The sequence below is a fragment of the Streptomyces sp. RP5T genome, from assembly GCF_003933965.1.
GTDB lineage: Bacteria > Actinomycetota > Actinomycetes > Streptomycetales > Streptomycetaceae > Streptomyces.
This window is the reverse complement of sequence record NZ_RSAJ01000499.1, coordinates 1-6,154: the sequence shown is the minus strand read 5'-3', so window position 1 is coordinate 6,154 and position 6,154 is coordinate 1. Positions and strand designations below refer to the sequence as shown.

Annotated in this window: 6 protein-coding genes; 4 read left to right on the top strand and 2 right to left on the bottom strand. The window is 70.5% G+C overall.

The annotated features are described in order from the left end of the window. Nucleotides 1-753: RDD family protein (locus tag EHS43_RS34555; protein WP_260470835.1), on the top strand; the 753-nt coding region annotated here is incomplete at its 5' end. A gap of 89 nt (nucleotides 754-842) precedes the next feature. Then, nucleotides 843-1,469 carry an RDD family protein gene (locus EHS43_RS34550; RefSeq protein WP_125194592.1) on the top strand — a complete coding sequence of 209 codons (627 nt, stop codon included), beginning with the start codon at nucleotides 843-845 and terminating at the stop codon, nucleotides 1,467-1,469. A gap of 609 nt (nucleotides 1,470-2,078) precedes the next feature. Here the strand turns inward: EHS43_RS34550 and EHS43_RS34545 are convergent. Further along, nucleotides 2,079-2,339, bottom strand: coding sequence for a hypothetical protein (locus EHS43_RS34545; protein ID WP_185806540.1), 261 nt, complete (start codon nucleotides 2,337-2,339; stop codon nucleotides 2,079-2,081). A gap of 337 nt (nucleotides 2,340-2,676) precedes the next feature. Here EHS43_RS34545 and EHS43_RS34540 point away from each other — a divergent pair, with 337 nt between their 5' ends. Together EHS43_RS34540 and EHS43_RS34535 are read left to right on the top strand one after the other, a co-directional pair. Then, a complete protein-coding gene (locus EHS43_RS34540) occupies nucleotides 2,677-5,031 on the top strand; it encodes an immune inhibitor A domain-containing protein (protein WP_125194591.1) in 2,355 nt (784 codons plus the stop codon). Between the two features lie 113 nt (nucleotides 5,032-5,144). Then, a complete protein-coding gene (locus EHS43_RS34535; RefSeq protein WP_125194590.1) occupies nucleotides 5,145-5,489 on the top strand; it encodes a hypothetical protein in 345 nt (114 codons plus the stop codon). Between the two features lie 14 nt (nucleotides 5,490-5,503). Here EHS43_RS34535 and EHS43_RS34530 read toward each other — a convergent pair whose 3' ends face one another. Beyond that, a complete protein-coding gene (locus EHS43_RS34530) occupies nucleotides 5,504-6,091 on the bottom strand; it encodes an isochorismatase family protein (protein WP_125194589.1) in 588 nt (195 codons plus the stop codon). Nucleotides 6,092-6,154 lie beyond the last annotated feature (63 nt).

Below are 6,154 nucleotides of genomic sequence, written 5' to 3'. Positions count from 1 at the left end.
CCCCAGGGCCCCGCCTCCGTCCCTGCCGCCGCCCTCTCCGGGTCCCAGCAGCCCGCGGCCGCTCCCGGCCCGCAGACGGCCGCTCCGGGCGTGCCCCAGCAGGCCGGCGTCCCCCAGGCCGCCGCGACCCCCATGAGCCCGGGCCCCGGGGGCGGTCAGCCCTCCTGGGCCCAGCAGGTGCACCGGCTCGCCGGTCCCGACGAGGAGCAGCCCGTCCCCTGGAAGCCGCCGGTCGAGGACATCTTCCAGGCGGCCGCCCGGCGCCAGGCCGCGGCCAGGCCCGCGGGCCTCGGCAAGCGCCTGGCCGCGCGTCTGCTCGACACCCTGGTCGTCGGCGCGGTCACCGCGGTGGCGGCAGTCCCCCTTGGCACCAGGGCGGCCGACCACGTCAACGAGAAGATCGACGCGGCCAAGCTCTCCGGCGAGACCGTGACGGTCTGGCTGCTGGACGGCACGACGTCGGTGTACCTCGGCATCGTGGTCGCCGTGCTCCTCGTCGCCGGTGTCCTGTACGAGGCGCTGCCGACCGCCAAGTGGGGCCGTACCCTCGGCAAGAAGCTGCTCGGCCTGGAGGTGCGGGACATCGAGGCCCACGAGCCCCCGCCGTTCGGCGCGGCCCTGCGCCGCTGGCTCGTCTACAGCGTCCCGGGCCTGCTCGGCATCGGGCTGGTGGGCGTCGCGTGGTGCCTGTTCGACCGGCCGTGGCACCAGTGCTGGCACGACAAGGCGGCGCATACGTTCGTGGCGGGCTGAGCGGGTCCGCCGAACGGCGTACGGGATTCGGTACTCCGGACGGCCGCTCGCCGGATGCGGAGCCGGGGGGTTCGCGGTCGACTCGGGCCATGAGCAGTGAACCGCCCCCCGGTCCCGGCCCACAGCCGCCGGATGACGACCCGTTCAGGAAGCAGCCCCCGCCTGACGAGGGCTCGGGATCGCCGTACAGCACCCCACCGCCTTACGGGGGTGCTCCCGGCGGCGATCCGTACGGCGGCGGCTCCTACCCCGCCGACCCGCTGTCCGGCATGCCGCCGCTCGCGCCCAGCGGCAAGCGGACGCTGGCCCGCATCATCGACCTCATCCTGGTGGGCATCGTCGTCTGGCTGATCACCTGGGGGTTCGGGGTGAGCGAGTACGACGTGAACGGCGACAACGTCCAGTACGGCAAGTCGCTTGCCCAGTCGTTCCTCGCCGCGGTGCTCTACATCGCCTACGACACCGTCCTGATGGCCCGGACCGGCCAGACACTCGGCAAGAAGTGGCTGGGCATGCGGGTGGCGAACCTCGACAACGGCTCCACGCCCTCCGCGCAGACCATGCTGATCCGCTCGGCGGTGCTCTGGATCCCCTTCGCGTTCTGCTGCGCCTGCATCTGGACCGCCATCTCGGGCGGCTGGAGCTACTTCGACAAGCCGTACAAACAGGGCCTGCACGACAAGGCGGCAAAGACAGTGGTCGTCAGCACCAACTGACACTGCAAGGGGACCCCGGCCCACGAGCCCCCGGCGGCCCGTGGGTGGGCGAGGCGAGGTGGGAGCGCGCTCCGGTTGCACGCGCCTGCTGTACGTGGGCCGACCGGACTTGGTGAGGGGCCGGGGGCGTGGCTTCGGGTGTGCGCGTGAGCGTCTGGACGCTCCAGCGGTCGGGCCCGGGCAGGTGGGCGCCCCGGAGACCGCGGGTTGGTGTGGCCGGTGGGCGCGGGCCGGTCCTGGGTGCCGTCTGCCTTCGGCAGCCGATACGCCTGGGCCGCTCCGCAGGGCTTAGCGAGGGCCCGGGGTGTGCGCGGGCGGCTGGGCGTCGCGGGGGCTGTCTCGGGTGGGTGTCCTGCCCGTGGTTCGCGCCGCGGAAGGCGCGGGAGGCCGGCTCGGGTGAGTGCCCGGGGCCGTTCGTGGCGACGACGGGTCGGCACGTGGCCGTGCACGTGTGCGTCGCCCTCCGGGAAGACGTGCCCGTCGGCCTCGCCGGTCGTGTCGACGCAGTGTTCAGCGGGCCGTATTGGAGTCGGCGTCCCCGTAGACCAGCGCGTCGGTCCCGGGAGAGGGCGTGTCCGCCGGGCTCGCCCGGGCGCGTCAACGCAGTGTTCAGGCCGCGGTCTTGGAGCTGTGGGCCGTCGCCGGGACGGGCTTCTCCGGCTGGCGTTCGGCGGGCCTGCTCACCGCCACGACGCGGGACTTGGGCTGGGGCACCGTCATGGCGACCAGCAGCCCGAGGGCGAGCGCCGAGACCGCGACGACCGCGGTCCCCACGGCCGAACTCGTCTGTGACAGCAGCAGCATGGCGAGCGTCGAGAAGATGACGGTGATCGAACCGTAGGCGAGCTGTGCGGCGGTCGGACGAGGCATGGCAATCGTGTCCTCGGAATTGGGGGTCCACGGGGGGCGTCGGCCTGGCATTCCGCCGACATCCGGGCGTTCCGCCAATCGACTCTAATCGCCTGTGTGCCCGAGTGGAACGAACAGTAAGCGTGACCTAACCAACAGTGCCGGAGCACAGGGGGCGCACGGAGTCATGACGTCCATCAAGTGGACCGCTGCGCGCGCCCGTCGTGTTGCCGCCACGTGTCCGCAATACGAACACCGGCTCCCAATAATGCACTTGTCGGGTCCAAGTCAAGGTCTGTCTTTTCTCCCCAACCTTTAGTCAAATACCGGTCACTTGCCTGATAGGGGAGAGGTACAAGTGACTGAAAGATCCTGGACGTTCAGGACGGCAGCGACGGTCGTGGCGATAGCCGCGGCCTCGGCCACGTTCTCCACGTTCGCCGTGGCGCAGGCCGCGGACAACTCCGCCGGGACCTCCGCGGTCGACCGGCAGGACCCGCAGCCGGTGAAGGCCAGGGAGCACGACTTCGACGGCCCGCTGACCAAGACCCGGCAGGCGCAGCGAAAGGAGGCGCTCGACCAGGTCATATCCGGGGCCGCGACGGTGAAGGACCGCGGCGGCTCCCAGGTGGTCGAGCTCAAGAGCCGCAAGGGTGACAGCAAGTACGTGGAGCTCGGCCGGGAGAAGACCGACAAGATCTTCACCATCCTGGTCGAGTTCGGCGACCAGGTCGACCCCCGCTACGGCGGCACGGCCGGCCCGCTGCACAACCAGATCGCCGCGCCGGACCGCAAGACGAACAACAGCACGGCCTGGCAGGCGGACTACGACCAGGCGCACTTCCAGGACCTGTACTTCGGCACCGGCAAGAAGACCGAGTCGCTGAAGAAGTACTACGAGAAGCAGTCCTCGGGCCGCTACTCGGTCGACGGTGAGGTCACCGACTGGGTCAAGGTCCCCTACAACGAGGCCCGTTACGGCTCCAACAAGGCCTCCACGGGCGCCTGGTACGCGGTCCAGGACGGCGTCAACGCCTGGGTCGCCCAGCGCGAGGCCGCCGGTGACACGGCCGCCGAGATCAGGGCGGAACTGGCCGAGTTCGACCAGTGGGACCGCTACGACTTCGACGGCGACGGCAACTTCAACGAGCCCGACGGCTACATCGACCACTTCCAGATCGTGCACGCCGGCGAGGACGAGTCCGCGGGCGGCGGCGCCCAGGGCGAGGACGCGATCTGGGCGCACCGCTGGTACGCCTTCGGCACCGACGCCGGCTCCACCGGCCCGGACACCAACAAGCTCGGCGGCACCCAGATCGGCGACACCGGCATCTGGGTCGGCGACTACACCATCCAGCCGGAGAACGGCGGCCTGGGCGTCTTCGCCCACGAGTACGGCCACGACCTCGGCCTGCCCGACGAGTACGACACCTCCGGCGGCGGCGAGAACTCCACCGGCTTCTGGACGCTGATGTCCTCCGGCTCCTGGCTCGGCACCGGCAAGGACTCCATCGGGGACCTGCCCGGCGACATGAACGCCTGGGACAAGCTCCAACTGGGCTGGCTCGACTACGACGTGGCCACGGCCGGCAAGCGCTCCAGCCACAAGCTGGGCGTCGCGGAGTACAACACCAAGAACCCGCAGGCGCTCGTGGTCCAGCTGCCGCGGAAGACGGTCACCACCCCGGTGGTCACCCCGGCCCAGGGCGCGACCCAGTGGTGGAGCGGCAGCGGCAACGACCTGCGCAACACCCTGACCCGTTCCGTCGACCTGACCGGCAGGTCCGCGGCGGCGCTCACCCTCGACGCCTGGTGGGACACCGAGACGGACTACGACTACGTCTACGCCGAGGTCTCCACCGACGCCGGCGCCAACTGGACGCCGATCGACGGCACTCTGGCCGACGGCACCGCGATCCCGCGTGACGGCAGCGGCAAGCCGGCCCTCACCGGCACGGTCGAGGCGTACCAGAAGCTGACCTTCCCGCTGACCGCCTACGCGGGCCAGAAGATCCAGCTGCGCTTCCGCTACCAGACCGACGGCGGGGTCGCCCAGAAGGGCTTCGCGGCCGACGAGATCACGGTGACCGCCGACGGCGCGACCCTGTTCTCCGACAACGCCGAGACGGCGGACGCGGCCTGGACCGCGAACGGCTTCTCGCGCATCGGCGCCTCCATCACGGACGACTACGCGCAGTACTACCTCGCCGAGAACCGCCAGTACGTGTCGTACGACAAGGTGTTGAAGGTCGGCCCGTACAACTACGGCTTCTCCAAGACCCGTCCGGACTGGGTGGAGCACTACGCCTACCAGAACGGCCTGTTGATCTGGAAGTGGGACACCTCCCAGGCCGACGACAACACCAGCCAGCACCCGGGCGAGGGCCTCATCCTCCCGGTCGACTCGCACCCGACCGCGCTCAAGTGGTCCGACGGCACGCTGATGCGCAACCGCATCCAGGCCTACGACTCCACCTTCAGCTGGTACCCGACGGACGCGATCACGCTGCACAACGCCGACGTCGCGACGAAGATCAAGTCCAAGCCGGGCGTCCCGGTCTTCGACGACGGCGTGTCCAGCTACTACGACGCGTCGAACCCGCTCGCGGGTGTCAACGTCACTGACACCAACACCCGGATCAAGATCGTCAAGGAGCCGCTGGACGGCTCGACGATCTCGCTCCAGGTCGGACCTTCGGCCAAGAAGAAGTAAAACAGCAGGTCAGAAGCGTATCGGCGGCAACCCCTGGCGGGTTGCCGCCGATCGTGTTTAGGTGCGTCCTGTGGCTTCCTTATTGACACCGACGCACACGGGGATGTGACCGCATGGCCGCAGGAGGTTTCTGCAAGCTGCCGAACGGCAGGGTGGTGGTGGCGCTGAATCTGCCCCGCCCGCCCGCCGACGGCTACGGCAGCGTGCGGGTGCTCGTCCACGCCCAGAACCGGGCGCGCGCCCTGACCAGGCTGCGCAACCTCGGTCTGCGGGCGGTGTACCTGCGCGGCAACGGCGCGCCCCCGACCCCCGACGAGATCACGGCCGTACTCCACCATCCGGACGGGCTGATATGGCGCACCGCCCCTGACAACGCTGTCGTGGGCGGGCCCGAGCTCATCCAGGAGCTGTGGCAGCCGATCAGGTCACTGCTGAGGAGGCCGACAGCACCCGTCTGACCGGCCCCTGCCGGCTAGACCACCGGCTTCCCGGAGAGCTCCACGCCCGCCGCCCGCAGCTCCTCGATCGCCCGCTCGGTCGTCGCCTCGGCGACCCCGGCGGTGAGGTCGAGGAGGACGTGGGTGCGGAACCCCTCCCGGGCCGCGTCCAGCGCGGTGGCCCGTACGCAGTGGTCCGTGGCGATCCCGACCACGTCCACCTCCGTCACCTCGCGCGCCCGCAGCCAGTCGCCCAGCGGCACGCCGTTCTCGTCGGCGCCCTCGAACCCGCTGTACGCCGCCGCGTAGGCCCCCTTGTCGAAGACCGCGTCGATCGCCCCGGAGGCGACGGCCGGCGCGAAGTTCGGGTGGAAGCCGACCCCCTCGGTCCCGGCGACGCAGTGCGCGGGCCAGGAGTGCACGAAGTCGGGGTTGTCGGCGAAGTGGCCGCCGGGGGCGATGTGGTGGTCGCGGGTGGCCACCACGTGCTGGTAGCCGGAGCCCGCCGCCTGCCCGATCAGCTCGGTGACGGCGGCGGCCACGTCGGCACCGCCGGCCACCGCGAGACTGCCTCCCTCGCAGAAGTCGTTCTGCACGTCGACGACGATCAAGGCGCGGCGCATGGTGGGTGTCCTTCGACTAAGAGTGAACTTACGAGCCTAGAGACTTCGGGGGGCGGGCGGGAG

Coding starts and splice junctions, on each gene's coding strand:
- EHS43_RS34530 (WP_125194589.1), bottom strand. CDS start 6,091: ATGCGCCGCGCCTTGATCGTCGTCGACGTGCAGAACGACTTCTGCGAG.
- EHS43_RS34550 (WP_125194592.1), top strand. CDS start 843: ATGAGCAGTGAACCGCCCCCCGGTCCCGGCCCACAGCCGCCGGATGAC.
- EHS43_RS34545 (WP_185806540.1), bottom strand. CDS start 2,339: ATGCCTCGTCCGACCGCCGCACAGCTCGCCTACGGTTCGATCACCGTC.
- EHS43_RS34535 (WP_125194590.1), top strand. CDS start 5,145: ATGGCCGCAGGAGGTTTCTGCAAGCTGCCGAACGGCAGGGTGGTGGTG.